This window comes from Geodermatophilus sp. SYSU D00708 (assembly GCF_054050115.1).
The window spans coordinates 143,158-159,249 of record NZ_JBJGYS010000004.1; the positions used below are offsets into that span (position 1 = coordinate 143,158).

The 16,092-nt window shown below is 73.9% G+C and carries 17 protein-coding genes; 14 read left to right on the forward strand and 3 right to left on the reverse strand.

Translation table 11 applies throughout. From position 1 onward, the window contains the following. The first annotated feature begins 261 nt into the window (after positions 1 to 261). The 3 genes from ACI79D_RS05645 (at position 262) to ACI79D_RS05655 (ending at position 3,892) form a co-directional block, all read left to right on the forward strand. Positions 262 to 744: a Fur family transcriptional regulator gene (locus ACI79D_RS05645; RefSeq protein WP_456917342.1), complete on the forward strand. Its 483-nt coding sequence runs from the start codon at positions 262 to 264 to the stop codon at positions 742 to 744. Beyond that, positions 741 to 2,402 carry a catalase gene (locus tag ACI79D_RS05650; RefSeq protein WP_456917343.1) on the forward strand — a complete coding sequence of 554 codons (1,662 nt, stop codon included), beginning with the start codon at positions 741 to 743 and terminating at the stop codon, positions 2,400 to 2,402. Before ACI79D_RS05645 ends, ACI79D_RS05650 begins: the two co-directional genes overlap by 4 nt. Positions 2,403 to 2,581: 179 nt before the next feature. After that, positions 2,582 to 3,892, forward strand: a complete 1,311-nt coding sequence (locus ACI79D_RS05655; RefSeq protein WP_456917344.1) for an MFS transporter — start codon at positions 2,582 to 2,584, stop codon at positions 3,890 to 3,892. Positions 3,893 to 4,042: 150 nt separating this feature from the next. Here ACI79D_RS05655 and ACI79D_RS05660 read toward each other — a convergent pair whose 3' ends face one another. Together ACI79D_RS05660 and ACI79D_RS05665 are read right to left on the reverse strand one after the other, a co-directional pair. Beyond that, positions 4,043 to 4,993 (reverse strand): proteasome assembly chaperone family protein, encoded by a 951-nt coding sequence (locus ACI79D_RS05660; RefSeq protein WP_456917345.1) that lies wholly within the window; start codon positions 4,991 to 4,993, stop codon positions 4,043 to 4,045. 68 nt (positions 4,994 to 5,061) lie between these two features. Next, positions 5,062 to 6,378: an AI-2E family transporter gene (locus ACI79D_RS05665; protein ID WP_456917346.1), complete on the reverse strand. Its 1,317-nt coding sequence runs from the start codon at positions 6,376 to 6,378 to the stop codon at positions 5,062 to 5,064. A 78-nt stretch (positions 6,379 to 6,456) separates the two neighbouring features. Between ACI79D_RS05665 and ACI79D_RS05670 the strand changes: the two genes are divergently transcribed. The 11 genes from ACI79D_RS05670 to ACI79D_RS05720 all read left to right on the forward strand — a co-directional run bounded on the left by ACI79D_RS05670 (position 6,457) and on the right by ACI79D_RS05720 (position 14,007). Then, complete coding sequence (locus ACI79D_RS05670; RefSeq protein WP_456917348.1) at positions 6,457 to 6,924, forward strand: PPOX class F420-dependent oxidoreductase; 468 nt, start codon at positions 6,457 to 6,459, stop codon at positions 6,922 to 6,924. Positions 6,925 to 6,955: 31 nt separating this feature from the next. Further along, positions 6,956 to 7,519: a hypothetical protein gene (locus ACI79D_RS05675; RefSeq protein ID WP_456917350.1), complete on the forward strand. Its 564-nt coding sequence runs from the start codon at positions 6,956 to 6,958 to the stop codon at positions 7,517 to 7,519. Between the two features lie 74 nt (positions 7,520 to 7,593). After that, on the forward strand, positions 7,594 to 8,139 hold the full coding sequence (locus ACI79D_RS05680) for a hypothetical protein (RefSeq protein WP_456917352.1): 546 nt from the start codon (positions 7,594 to 7,596) through the stop codon (positions 8,137 to 8,139). 37 nt (positions 8,140 to 8,176) lie between these two features. Further along, positions 8,177 to 8,923, forward strand: a complete 747-nt coding sequence (locus ACI79D_RS05685) for a dienelactone hydrolase family protein (RefSeq protein ID WP_456917353.1) — start codon at positions 8,177 to 8,179, stop codon at positions 8,921 to 8,923. 94 nt (positions 8,924 to 9,017) lie between these two features. Continuing rightward, positions 9,018 to 9,428, forward strand: a complete 411-nt coding sequence (locus tag ACI79D_RS05690) for an ankyrin repeat domain-containing protein (protein WP_456917355.1) — start codon at positions 9,018 to 9,020, stop codon at positions 9,426 to 9,428. A gap of 140 nt (positions 9,429 to 9,568) precedes the next feature. Then, positions 9,569 to 11,017 (forward strand): AI-2E family transporter, encoded by a 1,449-nt coding sequence (locus tag ACI79D_RS05695; protein WP_456917357.1) that lies wholly within the window; start codon positions 9,569 to 9,571, stop codon positions 11,015 to 11,017. Positions 11,018 to 11,107: 90 nt separating this feature from the next. After that, complete coding sequence (locus tag ACI79D_RS05700) at positions 11,108 to 11,374, forward strand: hypothetical protein (protein WP_456917359.1); 267 nt, start codon at positions 11,108 to 11,110, stop codon at positions 11,372 to 11,374. A 130-nt stretch (positions 11,375 to 11,504) separates the two neighbouring features. Next, the gene (locus ACI79D_RS05705; protein ID WP_456917361.1) at positions 11,505 to 11,909 is read left to right on the forward strand and encodes an AAA family ATPase; all 405 of its coding nucleotides are present in this window, start codon (positions 11,505 to 11,507) and stop codon (positions 11,907 to 11,909) included. A gap of 92 nt (positions 11,910 to 12,001) precedes the next feature. Beyond that, entirely contained in the window at positions 12,002 to 12,421 is a 420-nt protein-coding gene (locus tag ACI79D_RS05710) for a DUF350 domain-containing protein (RefSeq protein WP_456917363.1), read from the forward strand. 112 nt (positions 12,422 to 12,533) lie between these two features. Beyond that, entirely contained in the window at positions 12,534 to 13,304 is a 771-nt protein-coding gene (gene fabG, locus ACI79D_RS05715) for a 3-oxoacyl-ACP reductase FabG (RefSeq protein ID WP_456911579.1), read from the forward strand. An 88-nt stretch (positions 13,305 to 13,392) separates the two neighbouring features. Next, positions 13,393 to 14,007 carry an SGNH/GDSL hydrolase family protein gene (locus tag ACI79D_RS05720; RefSeq protein ID WP_456917365.1) on the forward strand — a complete coding sequence of 205 codons (615 nt, stop codon included), beginning with the start codon at positions 13,393 to 13,395 and terminating at the stop codon, positions 14,005 to 14,007. Positions 14,008 to 14,149: 142 nt separating this feature from the next. Here the strand turns inward: ACI79D_RS05720 and ACI79D_RS05725 are convergent, their stop codons facing one another. Beyond that, positions 14,150 to 15,979 carry an NAD(P)-binding domain-containing protein gene (locus ACI79D_RS05725; RefSeq protein ID WP_456917366.1) on the reverse strand — a complete coding sequence of 610 codons (1,830 nt, stop codon included), beginning with the start codon at positions 15,977 to 15,979 and terminating at the stop codon, positions 14,150 to 14,152. Between the last annotated feature and the right edge of the window lie 113 nt (positions 15,980 to 16,092).

Below are 16,092 nucleotides of genomic sequence, written 5' to 3' on the forward strand. Positions count from 1 at the left end.
GGAACGAGCGAGGAGCGGACCGCGGCGCGGAGTCGCGCCGTGGACATCGCCTGAGGAAGGACCCCGTCCTCCTCACCGCTGGCAGGCTCGCGGCGAGCCTCTGGACGGGGCCGCCCCGTGGCACCACCTGAGGCCTCGCTGACCTGCGGTCGGACCGGGGTGGGTGTACCCCGGCGAGATCGGGGGCAGGCGTCCCGGCACCTCCGGGTCATCACCTGTCGGCGCGCCCTTTTCTTGACTGGGTCAAGAAAAGCGGGTTGGATGGTCCCGGTGGACACGACCTGGGCGGACCGTCTCCGGGCGGCGGGGCTGCGGGTCACCCGGCCCCGACTGTCGGTGCTCAGCGTGCTGGCCGACCGCCCGCACGCCGACGCCGACACCGTGGTCACCGCCGCCCGCGACCTGCACCCCTCGCTGTCGCCCCAGGCGGCGTACGGGGTGCTCCGGGCGCTCGTGGCCGGCGGGCTGGCCCGCCGCATCGAGCCCGCGGGCGCACCCGCGCTCTACGAGCTGCGGGTCGGCGACAACCACCACCACCTGGTCTGCCGCTCCTGCGGCGCGGTCGCGGACGTCGACTGCGTCGTGGGTGCGGCTCCGTGCCTGACGCCCTCGGACGCGGCGGGCTTCGTCGTCGACGAGGCAGAGGTCGTCTTCTGGGGTCTGTGCCGGCAGTGCCGGACGCGGACCCCGGGCGGCGGCGCGCAGGTCCCCGAGCAGGACGATCGAGGAGGAGTAGGAGCATGACCGACGTCGCATCGCAGGGCCCGGCCCCGAGCGAGGCGGACCGTCCGGTCCTGACCAACCGTCAGGGCCACCCGGTCTTCGACAACCAGAACCAGCGGACGGTGGGCGCTCGCGGCCCGGCGACCCTGGAGAACTACCAGTTCCTCGAGAAGATCAGCCACTTCGACCGAGAGCGGATCCCGGAGCGCGTCGTGCACGCCCGCGGCGTCACCGCGTTCGGCTACTTCGAGGCCGACGGCGCCGTCGGCGACGAGCCGATCGCGAAGTACACCCGCGCCAAGCTGTTCCAGGAGAAGGGCAAGCGCACCGACGTGGCGCTGCGCTTCTCGACCGTGGCCGGTGGCCGCGACTCCTCGGAGTCCGCACGCGACCCGCGCGGGTTCGCGGTGAAGTTCTACACCGAGGACGGCAACTGGGACCTCGTCGGGAACAACCTGGGCGTCTTCTTCATCCGCGACGCCATCAAGTTCCCCGACTTCATCCACTCGCAGAAGCCGGACCCGGTCACCTTCGAGGCCAACGTCGCCGAGCGCGCGTTCGACTTCTTCAGCCAGACCCCCGAGGCCATGCACATGGTCACGCTGGTCTTCAGCCCCCGCGGCACCCCGGCCAGCTACCGCTTCATGCAGGGCTTCGGCGTGAACACCTACAAGTGGGTCAACGCCCAGGGCGAGACCGTCCTGGTCAAGTACCACTGGCTGCCGAAGCAGGGCGTGAAGTCCTGGACCGCCGCCGACGCCTCCGCGGTGCAGGCCCAGACCCTCGGCGCCCACACCAAGGACCTGCACGACGCCATCGCCGCCGGCGACTTCCCGTCGTGGGACCTGCACGTCCAGATCATGAGCGACGACGAGCACCCGGAGCTGGACTTCGACCCGCTCGACGACACCAAGGTCTGGCCGGAGGAGGTCTTCCCGCTCCGCAAGGTCGGGACGATGACCCTGAACCGGATGCCGCAGGACAACTTCACCGAGAACGAGCAGATCGCGTTCGGCACCGGTGTGCTGGTCGACGGCCTGGACTTCTCCGACGACAAGATGCTGGTCGGCCGGACGTTCTCCTACTCGGACACCCAGCGCTACCGGGTGGGCCCGAACTACCTGCAGCTGCCGGTGAACCAGCCGAAGGCGCGGGTCGCCACCAACCAGCGCGACGGCCAGATGGCCTACGGCGTCGACCGGGCCGAGGGCTCCAACCCGCACGTGAACTACGAGCCGTCGATCCTCGGCGGCCTGCGTGAGGCCGAGTACCCGAGCCACGACGAGCAGGGCCCGGTCATCACCGGCCGGCTCACCCGCAAGCGGATCCCGCGGACCGACGACTACACGCAGGCCGGCGAGCGCTACCTGCTGTCGGAGCAGTGGGAGAAGGACGAGCTCGTCGCCAACCTGGTGGCCGCACTGCAGCAGTGCAACCGCGCGATCCAGGAGCGGATGGTCTGGCACTTCTTCATGTGCGAGGACGAGCTCGGCCAGCGGGTCGGCGACGGCCTGGGCATCACCGCGGACGACGTCCGCGGGCTGCCGCCGCTGCAGACGCAGACCCTCACCGAGGAGGAGCAGCAGCGCGCCGCCAACCTCGGCAAGAACGGTCCGCGCGACGTCAGCGGGCACGTCATGACGCACTGCGTGCCGAACGAGCGCGTGGTCGTCGGCTGACAGCCGCGGGAGCACGGCCGGCGGGCCGCGACCGGGGATCCGGTCGCGGCCCGCTGTCGTTCGCGCGCGTGGCCGCCGTCACCACCCGGCTTCCGCTCGACGGGAGATCGCATGGGGGCGCGCTGCTCGCTCTCCCCTAGCGTCCGTCCGGACCTGCACCCACGGCACCGGAGGGCCTGATGAGCACGACGCCCGCGAGCACCTCGAACCGGACGGGCGGGGTCGCCCGCGCCGCCGGTTGGGTCGCCCCGCTGTGCTGGACCGCCGTCCTCCTCGACGGCTTCGACCTCGTCGTGGTCGGCACCGTCGTCCCCGCCCTGCGGACGCCGGAGGAGTGGGCGCTCAGCGGTACCGGCGCGACCGCGGTCATCACGATCGGTCTGATCGGCATGATGATCGGCGCGCTGACCATCGGGACGCTGACCGACCTGGTGGGCCGCCGCCGGGCCCTGATCGGCGCCGTCGCGGCGTTCTCCCTGCTCACCCTGCTGTGCGCGTTCGCGCCCAACGCCGCCGTCTTCGGCCTGCTGCGGTTCCTCGCCGGCCTGGGCCTGGGCGGCTGCCTGCCGACGGCGATCGCCATGGTCAACGAGTTCACCCGCGCCGGGCGCAGCGGCCGCGCGACGACCACGATGATGACCGGCTACCACGTCGGCGCGGTCGCCACCGCGGCGCTGGCGATCGTCGTCGTCGACTCGATCGGCTGGCGCTGGATGTTCGTCCTCGGCGCGCTGCCGGCGCTGGTGCTCGTGCCGCTGATGCTGAGGCACCTCCCCGAGTCGGCCGCCTACCTGCTCGCCCACGGCCGCCGTGGCGAGGCCGAGGAGGTGGCCCGGCGGTACGACCTGGAGCTGGAGCGCCCGGCCGCCCCCGCGGACGCGCACGCGGGGAAGAGCAGCAGCGCCGGGGCCGCCGCCACGGTGCGGACCCTGTTCACCCGCGACTACCTGCGCAACACCCTCGCCATCGGCGTCACCTCGTTCATGGGCCTGCTGCTGGTCTACGGCCTGAACAACTGGCTGCCGACGATCATGCGCGAGGCCGGCTACGACCTCGGCGACTCGCTGGCGTTCCTGCTGGTGCTCAACGTCGGCGCGATCGTCGGCCTGCTGGTCGCCGGGGCGGTCGCCGACCGCATCGGCATCCGCACGGCCGGCATCGCGTGGTTCGCCTCCGGTGCGCTGTTCCTCGCCCTGCTGTCGATCCAGCTGCCGACGGCCGGGCTGTACGCGATGTGCTTCCTCACCGGCTGCTTCGTGTTCAGCGCCCAGGTGCTGGTCTACGCCTTCGTCAGCGCCAACCACCCGCCGCAGGTGCGCGCGACCGCGCTGGGCTGGTCGGCCGGCGCCGGGCGGATCGGGGCGATCGTCGGGCCGGTGATCACCGGGGCGCTGGTCACCGCCGGGGTGGCCTTCCCGTGGGGCTTCTACGTGTTCGCCGTCGTCGGGGTCCTCGGCGCGCTGGGCATCAGCGTCGTCCGGTCACGATGACACTGCGATCCTCCGGACCGCACCGCGGCCGGGTGCCGTCCCCCCGGTGCGCTGAGCCGCTGCTGCCACGTCTCGGGGAGCCTCCGGCCCCCACTCGTCGCGGCACCTCGCAGGGCGGCCCTCGTTCCGCGCGGCCCACTCGGGGCGACCTCAGTCGCCGCGGCGGCGCTCCTGCTCGGCGAGGAACCGCTCGAACTCCGCGCCGATCTCCTCGCCGGTGGGCACCTCGCCGACGTCGCTGAGCAGGTCCGACCCCTCTCGGGCGGCGGCGAACTGGTCGTACTGCTGCTCCAGCGTCGCCACGACGGCGGTGTTCTCCGGGGAACGGGCGATCTGCTCGTCGACCTCGGTGCGGTGGGCCTCGGCGGCCTCCCGCAGCGTCTCGGTGGGCAGGTGCAGCCCGGTGAGCCGGGACAGGTGCTCCAGCAGGGTCAGCGAGGCGGCCGGGAAGGTCGCCTGCGCCAGGTAGTGCGGCACGTGCGCGGCCACGCCGAACGCGTCGACGCCGGCCTCGCCCATCCGCAGTTCCAGCAGCGCCGCGACGCTGCCGGGGATGCGCAGCTCGCCCCAGTAGACGGGGTAGGACTCGATGAGCTGCCGCCGCGTGGCGTGCGCGGTCACCGTCACCGGGCGGGTGTGCGGCACCGGCATCGGGATCGCCTGCAGCGCCACCACCGACGTCACGCCCAGCCGCTCGACCAGCCAGCCGACCGCCGCCACGAACCGCTCCCAGGCGAAGTCGGGCTCGGCGCCGTGCAGCAGGAGGAACGGCTCACCCGCGTCGTCCTCCACCGCGTAGAGCACGATCTCCGGCGGCGTGAACGACTCGTACCGGTCGCCGTTGAAGGTCATGCGGGGCCGGTGGGCCCGGTAGTCGACCAGGGCGTCGACGTCGAACCGCGCGATGATCTGGTGCGGCAGGCTCGCCAGCAGGTGCGAGCCGGCCAGGGCGCCGGCGTGCGCCGCGTCGAACTCGCCGGCGAGCTCGTGCACGAGCACCAGCCCGCGGCGCTGCGCCGCCGCGCTCACCTCCGCCTCCCGCGCGAGGAACGGCTCGGCCTCGGCGAGCAGCTCGACGAGCTCCTCCGGTCGGTGCGCCACGGGGGGTGCCTCCTCGGGTTCGGGTCCTGTCGGTGATCAGCTCGCCGCGGGCGGCGGGCATTCCCGGTTCACCCGTCGCCGTCCCCGAGGTCCTGCTGCGACGGCCGGCGGATACCGTCCGGAGCCGGCGCCGCCACCTGCTCGCGGGTCACCGTCGCGCCGGTCTCGTCGCCCCGGATCTCGGGCCGGGTGCCGTCGTCGGTCACGTCGGGGGAGCGCCCGTCGAGCTCGTCGCGGACGTACCGGTAGACGACGGCGATCAGCGCGGCCACCGGGACGCCGAGGAACGCGCCGGTGATCCCGGCCAGGCTGCCGCCCGCGGTCACCGCGAGGATCACCACCGCCGCGTGCAGGTTGAACCCGCGGCCCTGGATGATCGGCTGCAGCACGTTGCCCTCGATCTGCTGCACCAGCAGCACGATCCCGAACACGATGAGCGCCACCGTGAAGCCCTCGTCGACCAGGGCGATCAGCACGGCGAACGCCCCGGCGACGAACGCACCGATGATCGGGATGAACGCGCCGAAGAAGGTCAGCACCGCCAGCGGCAGCACCAGCGGGACGTCGAGGATCCACAGCCCCAGGCCGATGAAGAACGCGTCGACGAACCCGACCAGGGCCTGCTGCTTGATGAACTCCGACAGGGTGCTCCAGGTCTTCTGCGACAGCGCCGCCACGTGCGGCGCGGCCTTCGGCCCGGTCTGGGCGGCCAGCCAGGGCACCCAGCGCGGGCCGTCCTTGACGAAGAAGAACGCCAGCACCAGCGCCAGCACGAGGTTGATCAGCCCGTTGCCCACCGCCGAGGCGCCGGTGAGCGCGTACCCGGCGATGTTCTGCGCGTTGTCCTGCAGCGAGTTGATCGCGTTGTCGACCGCCTGACCGATCTGGTCCTCGCCGATCCTGAACGGCGGGCCCTGCAGCCAGGTCTGGACCTGCTGCAGCCCGACGGCGGTCTGGTCGGCCAGTTCGCCCACCTGGTCGGCGACCTGGGGCGCGATCGCCGCGACGAGCCCGCCGATGACCGCGAGGAACCCGAGCAACGACACCGCCGCAGCCAGTGCCGGCGGCCAGCGGTGCTTGCGCAGGAACCGCGTCGGCGGCCACAGCACCGTGGCGAACAGCAGCCCCAGCACGATCGGCAGCAGGATCACCCACAGCCGGCCCAGCACCCACCCGAGGACGACGACCGCGCCGGTGATCAGCAGCAGCTGGGCCGAGGCGATCGCCAGCGACCGGGTCGCCCGCCGCAGCCGGGGGCCGCGCTGGTCGGAGGGCGCCGGGGCGCCGGTGACGGCCGCCGCGTCGGGGTGGGCGACGTGCTCGCGCTCGTCGACGGAGGCCGGCGCCTCCGACCCGGCGGAGCGGTCGGACCCTCGGAGTCGCATGCGCGAGATCACCACCCGTGGATGTCCGTTCCGGGACGCGCGGAAACGATCACGTGGTGGGCGTCGTAGCGTCGGTGCATGCCGAAGACCGCGACAGCCGACCGGGTCGACCGGGCGGCGCTCGAGGAGTTCCTGCGTCCCCGTCACAAGGCCGTGCTGGTCACCCGCCGCAGCGGTGGGGGCGTGCAGCTCTCGCCGGTCACCTGCGGCCTGGACGGCGAGGGCCGCATCGTCGTCTCCACCTACCCGCAGCGGGCGAAGGTCGCCAACGCCCGTCGTGACCCGGCCGTCTCGCTGTGCGTGCTCTCCGACGACTTCGACGGGCCCTGGGTGCAGGTGGACGGCCGGGCCGAGGTGCTCGACCTGCCCGAGGCCCTCGAGCCGCTCGTCGACTACTTCCGGGCGATCAGCGGCGAGCACCCCGACTGGGACGAGTACCGCGCCGCGATGACCCGGCAGGGCAAGTCGCTGCTGCGGATCACCGTCGAGCGGTGGGGACCGATCGCGACCGGCGGCTTCCCGCCCGAGGTCGTCGCCCGGATGTGAGCCCGCGCCGTCAAGCTGCCAGGCTTGACGGATGCCCTTCGTCCTGGCCCTCGCCCAGCGGGACGGCGGGGACCGGGTGGCCGCCGTCCTCGCCCGGCTGGCGGAGGCCGTCCCGGTGCTGCAGCCCTTCGAGCGGACGGCGGGCCGCGAGCTGTCCGGCGTCCTGGCCGACCCCGCCGCCGTCGTCGACCTGGTCCTCGGCCTGGTCCGGGAGGGCGGGTGGGACGTCGGCGTGGGCGCCGGGCCGCTGCCCGACGGCCTCCGGACCGGCGCGCCCGCCGTGCTGGCCGCCCGCCGGGCGGTGGACGCCGCCGGGCAGCGCGGCGTCCGGCTGGCCGTTCGCGGCGTGGTGCCGCCCGACGCCGGCGACGCGCAGGCGGTGCTCACCGCGCTCGCGGTCCTCGTGCAGCGGCGCAGTGCGCAGGCGTGGCAGGCGATCGAGCTGGTGGGCGCGGGACGCACCCAGGCCCAGGCCGCCGCGGCCCTGGGCATCTCCCGCCAGGCCGTCGGCCAGCGGCTGGCCGCCGGGCTGTGGGAGCTCGAACGGGAGCTGCGCCCCACCGCCGCCCGGCTGCTCGCCCGGGCGGCCGGCTGAGCCGTCGTCGCGCGCGGTGATCACCGGGCGGGGAGAATGAGGTGCCCCCGCCGTCCCGAGCCCCTGGGAGAACCGTGTCCGAGCCGTCCGCGCCCGCCGGGCTCCGCAACGTCGAGCTGCTCGCCGTCTACACCAACGACCACCTCGCCGCCGCCACCGGCGGCATCGAGCTGGTCAGCCGCATGCTCGGCCGGCACCGGGGCGGCCCGTACGAGTCGCGGTTGGCCGAGCTGCTCGGCGAGCTGCACGAGGAGCGGGCGGCGCTGCGCGGCACCATGCAGGCCCTCGGCCTGCCGGTGCGCCAGTACAAGCAGGTGGCCACCTGGGTGGGGGAGAAGCTCTCCCGGCTCAAGCTCAACGGCCACCTGCTCTCCCGGTCGCCGCTGTCGGACCTGGTCGAGTTCGAGTTCATCTCCACCGCGGTGCTGGCCAAGCGGGCCGGGTTCGAGACCCTCCGTGCGCTGGGCGAGACCGACGAGCGGGTCGACGCGCAGCTGTTCCACCGGCTGATCGAGCAGGCCGACAAGCAGCACCAGTGGCTGGCCCCCGTCCGGCGCGAGGTCGCCGCCCACGTGTTCGGGGGACAGGCGGGCGCCGCCGACGAGGCCGCCGACACCTGAGCGGGCGCCGGGCCGTCGGCGCAGGTAGGAACGGTGCATGTGCCACGACACCGACAGCCGCCCGCCCGCGCCGCCGAGGAGCGGTGACGTCGCCGAGCGTGGCACGCTGACCCTCACCTCCGCTGACGGCACCGAGTTCGCCGCGGCCCACGCCGCGCCCGCCGAGCCCGCCCGGGTGGGGGTCGTGCTCCTGCCCGACATCCGCGGCCTGCACCCGTACTACGTGGCCCTGGCCGAGCGGTTCGCCGAGGCCGGCCTGCCCGCCGTGGCGATCGACTACTTCGGCCGGACGGCGGAGCTGCCGCCGACCGGCACGCGGGAGCAGGACTTCGACTGGCAGACGCACATCCCGCAGACCACGCCGGCGGGGGTGGACGCCGACGTCGCCGTCGCGATCGATTACCTGCGCGAGCGCACCCGGCCGGACCTGCCGGTGGTGACCGTCGGGTTCTGCTTCGGCGGCAGCCACTCGTGGCGCCTGGCCGGCGGGGACCTGGACCTGGCCGCGTGCATCGGCTTCTACGGCCGGCCGGCGATGGTCGGCGACGCCGCGGCCACCCGCCCGACGCTGATGGTGATCGCCGGGGCGGACCAGGCCACCCCTGTCGAGGACCAGCTCGCGCTCGCCGAGAAGCTCCGCGTCGGCGGGGCCGAGGTGGAGACCGCGGTCTACGACGGCGCCCCGCACTCGTTCTTCGACCGCGCGTACGGCGACTGGGCCGACGCCTGCGCCGACGTCTGGCGGCGGGTGCTCGCCCTCACCGACCGGGTCGCGACCCCCTGAGGGAGGACCCCGGAAAGGACCCCGGGGCGAGGACCGACCGCACGGTCCACCGCCTCGTCCCGAGCGCCCTCCGGCACCTCCTAGGCTGGGCCGGGTGAGCGACGAGCACAGCGGCGGGATCGACCCCGAGGTCATCGAGCTGGCGGCCCGGGTCTTCGACCTGGCGCGGTTCGGCGCCACCGAGGAGCTGGTGGCCTACCTGGACGCCGGCGTCCCGGCCAACCTGACCAACGACAAGGGCGACACGCTGCTCATCCTCGCGGCGTACCACGGCCACCCGGAGACGGTGGCGGCGCTGCTGGAGCGGGGAGCCGACCCCGCGCGGGTCAACGACCGCGGCCAGACCGCCCTGGCCGCCGCGGTGTTCAAGCAGTCGGGGGACACCGTGCGCCGGCTGCTGGCCGCCGGCGCCGACCCCGACGCCGGTGGCCCGACCGCCCGCGAGACGGCCGCGTTCTTCGACCTGCCGGCGATGGCCGCGCTGCTGGACGGCGCGCGTTCCTGAACCCCCGTCGGCCGGGCATGCCAGGCTGGGGTGCGGGTACGCGGCGCCGCGTGGGGGAAGGCGGAGGGCACATGGTCGACGTCGAGACGTCCGGCGGGTCGGCGCCCGCCCGCACCGGCTGAGCGGGCGGGACGAGCAGGATGGTCGCGCAGCAGCGGCTGCCCGGCAGCGGGACGGGGATCCCGGCGGCTGCGGGGGCCAGCGCCCTGACCCCCGCCGGGGCCGCCGAGGTGCAGGCCGCCGAGGTGCAGGCCGCCGACGCGCAGGCCGCCGACGTGCAGGCCGCCGAGGCCGAGGACGCCACGGTGGCCGCGGCCCGGGCGGCCGACGTGGGCCACGGCGCGGCGCACCAGGCGCCCGACGAGCTCCCCGACCCCTCGCCCGGGGGTCTGCCGCGGTGGCTGGTGCTGGTGGGCGGCGCCGCCGCGGCCACCGTCGCCATCGCCGGCGTCCGGTCGATCGCGTGGCTGGTCGGCCCGGTGCTGCTGGCGCTGGTCGTCGTCGTCGCGCTCATGCCGGTGCAGCGCTTCCTGCAGCGGCACGGCTGGCCGCGCTGGGCCAGCGCCACGGTGCTGCTGGTGCTGGTCTGGACGATCCTGCTCGCCTTCGTCGCGCTGCTGATCGTCTCGATAGCCCAGTTCGCCGCGCTGCTTCCCGACTACGCCGACTCCGCCGAGGCGCTGCTCGCCTCCGTGGTCGCCGACCTCAACGACCGGGGGATCGTCTCCGGCCAGCTCTCCGACCTCATCGCCCGGTTCGACTACAGCCAGCTGGTCGGGGTGGCCACCGGCGTGCTGACCCGGGCCACCGATGCCGCCTCCACCCTGGTCCTGCTGCTGGCCGCGCTCGTGTTCCTCGCCATCGAGTCCGGTGGGTTCGGCCGGCGGCTGGCGCTGGTCGCCGCCGAGCGCCCCCACCTGCCGATCGCGCTGGGCCTGTTCGCCCGCGGCACCCGCAGCTACCTGTGGGTCAGCACGGTGTTCGGCGCCATCGTCGCGATCGGCGACGCGATCGCGCTGGCCATCATCGGCATCCCGCTGCCGGTGATCTGGGGCCTGCTGTCGTTCATCACCAACTACGTGCCCAACATCGGCTTCGTCCTCGGGCTGGTGCCGCCGGCCATCCTCGGCCTGCTGTCCGGCGGTTGGACGGAGTTCTGGGTCGTCGTCGCGATCTACGCGCTGCTCAACTTCGTCGTCCAGACGCTGATCCAGCCGCGCTTCGTCGGCGACTCGGTCGGGCTGTCGATGACGGTCACCTTCGTCGCCCTGCTGTTCTGGGGCTGGGTGCTCGGCGCCCTGGGCGCGCTGCTGGCGATCCCGCTGACCCTGCTGGTCAAGGCCATGCTGGTGGACGTCGACCCGCGGGGGCACTGGCTGGACGCGCTGCTGCGGGAGGAGCCGCGGGCGCCGCGGACCAGTCGCGCCCGGCAGCGGGCCAACGCCCGGCGTGCGGCGCTGGCCTCGGTCCGCGCCCTGCAGCCGCACCTGCCCGGACGGCGGCACCCCGGCGCGGCCCCGGCCACTGCGGACCCGCCGGCGCCGGAGACCGAGGAACCGGCCAGTGCGGAGGGCCGGTCGGGAGGCTGAACCTACAGGTCAGCGCGGAATGTCAGACCCCTGGAGGACGTTGTCATCGTGTCGGGCACGCCGCCCGGCGGAACGTCTTCGGAGGAACACATGAAGGGCGACCGCGTAGAGGTCGTGATCGACGCCGGCGGCACGACCCGCACCTACGACATCGAGGCCACCCGCGCCGGACGGCGGGTGGACGTGACCCACGGCCGGGGGCTGGTGGAGGTCACCGAGACCACCCGCGGCGGCACGCCCGTCCGCACCGCGCGGTTCATGGCCGGGCGGGTGCTGGCACTGGTGGAGCACCCGGCTCCGTGCCGCGCAGCGGACGACGACGACGCCGAGGTGACCCCCCTGCGGCAGTCCGCGTGAAGAAGGACCCCGTCCTCCCCACCCCGCGCAGGCTCGGGGCGGTGCCCTGGACGGGGCCGGCGCGGAGTCGCGCCGTGGACACCGCCTGAGGGAGGACCCCGTCGCGCAGCCGGTCCAGGAGCTGGTCGTCATGGTCGGGCTCCAGGGCAGCGGCAAGTCCACCTGGGTCGGGGAGCACCTGGCCGCCACCCACGTCGTGGTGAGCAAGGACCACTGGCCCCGCGCCCGCCGGCGGGAGGCCCGTCAGCAGCGGGTGGTCGCCGAGCTGCTCGCCGCCGGGCACAGCGTCGTCGTCGACAACACCAGCCCGGCCCCGGAGGACCGTGCGCCCCTGGTGGCCGCGGCCCGGGCGGCCGGCGTCCCCGTCCGCGCGGTCTGGCTGGACACCCCGGTGCCGACCTGCGTGGCCCGCAACGACACCCGTGAGGGCCGGGCCCGCGTCCCCCTGGTGGGCCTGTACGGCACGGCCGCGCGGTTGGTCCCGCCGACCGTCGTGGAGGGCTTCGACCGGGTCGACGTCGTCCGGACCGGCTGACCGGCCGGTCCGTCCGGCACGCCGAGGTCGGGGCCGGACTCCCGGTGCGGTAGGACTTGTCCGCCCGTCCCCTCGACCGTCGGAGGTCCCCCGTGCTGGCCAGCATCGGTTACGCCGTCGCCTACACCGGGCTCGGCATCGCACTGCTGACCCTCGGTTTCGTCGTCCTCGACCTGCTCACCCCGGGCCGGCTCGGACGGCACATCCACGAGGAGCGCTCGGTCAACGCCGGCCTGGTGCTGGCGACCGGCTACCTCGGCCAGGGCGCGGTCGTCTTCGCCGCCATCTGGACCAACGCCACCAGCGGCTTCGGCGAGGCGCTGCTCTACACCGTGGTCTTCGGGGTGCTCGGGGTCCTGCTGCAGGCCGTTGCCTTCCTCGTCCTGGACCTCATCACCCCCGGCAAACTCGGCGAGCACGTCACCGAGGTGCCGTTCCACCCGGCCAGCATGGTGCTGGGGGCCGTGCAGCTCGCGGTCGCCGCGATCGTGGTGGCCAGCATCTGGCCCTGAGCCGGGGCGCGGCCGCGACCCGCCGGGGGCTACCGGTCGGTAGCCCGGCGGACCGGCCGCCGTACCGTGTCTCCGGGCAGCCGGACGGCGCCAGACATCGAAGGGGATCGGTATGAGCGAGACGAGCAGCACGGGGGCCCGCGTGGCCATCGTGACGGGGGCAGCCCGCGGCATCGGCGCGGCCACGGCCCTGCGGCTGGCACAGGACGGGTTCGCGGTGGGCGTGCTCGACCTGGAGGAGTCCGCCGGCAAGGACACCGTGCAGGCCATCGAGGCCGCCGGCGGACGGGCGCTGGCCGTGGGCGCCGACGTCAGCGACGCCGAGCAGGTCGAGGCCGCGGTCGCGCGGGTCGCCGCCGAGCTGGGCGCGCCGACCGTGCTGGTGAACAACGCCGGCGTCACCCGCGACAACCTGCTGTTCAAGATGACCGAGGTCGACTGGGACGTCGTCATGAACGTGCACCTGCGGGGCGCCTTCCTCATGAGCCGCGCCGTGCAGAAGCACATGATCGAGGCCAAGTGGGGCCGGATCGTCAACCTGTCGAGCGTCTCGGCGCTGGGCAACCGCGGCCAGGCCAACTACTCCACCGCCAAGGCCGGCCTGCAGGGCTTCACCAAGACCCTCGCCATCGAACTGGGCAAGTTCGGCGTCACCGCCAACGCGATCGCGCCCGGGTTCATCCAGACCGAGATGACCAAGGCGACCGCCGAGCGGATCGGCGTCCCGTTCGAGGACTTCATCGCCGCGGCGGCCAAGGAGATCCCGGTGCAGCGCGTCGGCCAGCCGGAGGACATCGCCCACCTGGTGTCCTTCCTCGTCAGCGAGGGCGCCGGCTTCGTCTCCGGGCAGGTCGTCTACGCCGCGGGCGGCCCGCGCGCCTAGCCGCTCGCAGCACCTCACCAGGGCCCGGCCGGGCGTTCCGGCCGGGCCCTGCTGCGTGTCCGGACCGAGCCGGGGGTAGGGGAGGCCGGTGACTCCGCTGCGCCTCGTCCTGCTCGGCGACTCGCTGGCCTACGGCTCCGGGGCCTCCCGCGTCGGCGACACGCTCGGTCCCCGGCTGGCGCGGACGCTCGAGGGCGCCGGGTACGACGTCGACCTGCACGTCGTGGCCGTGCCCGGCGCGGTCTCGCGGGACCTCGGCGCGCAGGTCCGCCGCGCCGTCCCCCTCGCCCCGGACCTCGCCGTCGTGGTGGTCGGCGCCAACGACCTCGCCCGGATGGTGCCCGCCGCGCAGGCGGCCGCCGCGCTCGGCGCGGCGGTGGGCGAGCTGCGCGCGGCCGGCAGCGACGTGCTCGTCGTCCCGGCCCCGGACATGTCGATGGTGCCGTTCGTGCCCCCGGCCTACCGCGCGCTGGTGCGCACCGCCTCCGAGCAGCTGCAGCGTGAGCAGGCCGCCGTCGCCCGGGCCGCCGGCGCGGTGGTCGCCGAGGTCTCCGCCGCCGTGGCCGCCGCCTTCTCCGCCGACGTGTCGCTGTTCTCCGCCGACCGCTTCCACCCGTCCTCGTCGGGCTACGCGCACATCGCCGACGCGCTCACCCCGCACCTGCTCGCCGCGGCGGCCGCCCGCCGGGAGTCCGCCGCCTGAACGCGTTGATCATGGGGTTGTCGCCGCGGGACACGCCGGGGCGAGCCGTGTCCGCGTGCAACAACCCCATGATCGACACCGGGGTCGGGTGACCAGGACCAGGCGACCAGGTGCAGGCGGGACGGGGGACCGGGGAGGGGCGTCAGCAGGTGTGGTGCACCGGTGCCAGGCCGTAGACCGGCGTCGGGAGGCCGACCTGCCGGGCCTTGAGCTGCAGCGCCAGGTACAGCGAGTAGTGCCGCGACTGGTGCAGGTTGCCGCCGTGGAACCACAGCGCCTCCTGCTGGGTCGGCTTCCACATGTTGCGCTGCTCGCCCTCCCACGGGCCGGGGTCCTTGGTGGTGCCGGAGCCGTGGCCCCAGACCTTGCCGACGGAGTCCGCGACCTCCTGGGAGATGAGGTCGGCGGCCCAGCCGTTCATCGACCCGTAGCCGGTGGCGTAGACGACGAGGTCGGCCGGCAGCTCGGTGCCGTCGGCGAGGACGACGGCGTCCTCGGTGAGGTGGTCGACCTGGCCCTGAGCCAGCTTCACCTCACCGCCGGCCACCAGGTCGGCGGCGCCCACGTCGATGTAGTAGCCCGAGCCGCGGCGCAGGTACTTCATGAACAGCCCGGAGCCGTCGTCGCCCCAGTCGTGCCGGAACCCCGACTTCTCCAGCCGCTCGTAGAAGTCGGCGTCGCGCTCGGCCATCTGCTGGTACAGCGGGATCTGGAACTCGTGCATGATCCGGTACGGGATCGACGCGAACACCAGGTCGGCCTTCTCCGTGGTGACGCCGTTGGCGACCGCCTCCTCGCTGTAGAGGGCGCCGAGGCCGATGTCCATGAGGGTGGCGCTCTTGACGATGTGCGTCGAGCTGCGCTGGACCATGGTGACGTCGGCGTCGTGCTCCCACAGCGCGCCGCAGATGTCGAAGGCGGAGTTGTTGCTGCCGATGACGACGCAGCGCTTGCCGGCGTAGGCGTCCGGCCCGGGGTGGGCCGAGGAGTGGTGCTGGTCGCCGCGGAAGACGTCCTTGCCGGGCAGGTCGGGGATGTTGGGCTTGCCGGACATGCCGGTGGCCAGCACCAGGTGCTTCGGCCGCAGGGTCACCGCGTCGCCCTCGCGCTCCAGCTCGACGGTCCACTCGCCCTTCTCGGGCGAGTAGGAGGCCCTCGTCGCGACCGTGCTCGACCAGTACGGGACCTCCATGGCCTCGACGTAGGACTCGAGCCAGTCGCCGATCTTGTCCTTGGGCGAGAACACCGGCCAGGTGTCGGGGAACTTCAGGTACGGCAGGTGGTCGTACCAGACCGGGTCGTGCAGGCACAGCGACTTGTAGCGGCCGCGCCACTGGTCGCCCGGCCGGGGGTGCTTGTCGACGACGATGCTCGGGACGCCGAGCTGCCGCAGCCGCGCGCCCAGCGCGATGCCGCCCTGGCCGCCGCCGACGACGAGCACGTAGGGCTGGACGGAGGTGCCCAGCTCGGCCCGCTCCTTCTCCCGTCGCTCCAGCCAGGTCAGCCGCTGCTTGTTGACGCCGTGCTCGGCGCCCATCGGCCGCCGCGGACCGCGCGGCTCCTCGTGGCCCTTCAGCTCGTACACGGTGGTGAGGAAGGTCCACGCCTTCGTCGTCCCGCCCTCGTCGGCCAGCCGGACCAGCCCGCGTCCCCGGCCGACCGCGGTCTCGAAGGTGAACCAGGCGGTGACCACGCCGTCGGCCTCGTCCGGGGGCTCTTCGACGGTGAACGACCGCGGGTCGGTGCGGTCCAGGGTCTCGGTGAGCAGGTCGCGGACGCCCTCGCGCCCCTCGACCGTGGTGATGTTCCAGGTGAAGGACACCAGGTCGCGCCAGAAGCTCGTGGTGGCGAACAGCTCGGCGGCGCGGTCGACGTCGTGTGCGGCGAGGGCGTCGCCGAACGCGGCGAACCAGGCGTCGGCGCGCTCGGCGGGGGAACCGGTGGTCCCGGGTCGTTGGATCGTCTGCGTCACGGGGGAGGGCCTCCTGCGTCGTCGCGGGGGACGTGTGGCGCCCAGCACACTCCCGTCGACGGGCGGGAGGGGAGCGTTGCAGGGGGTTGCACCGCCTATGGTCGTGGCGCAGG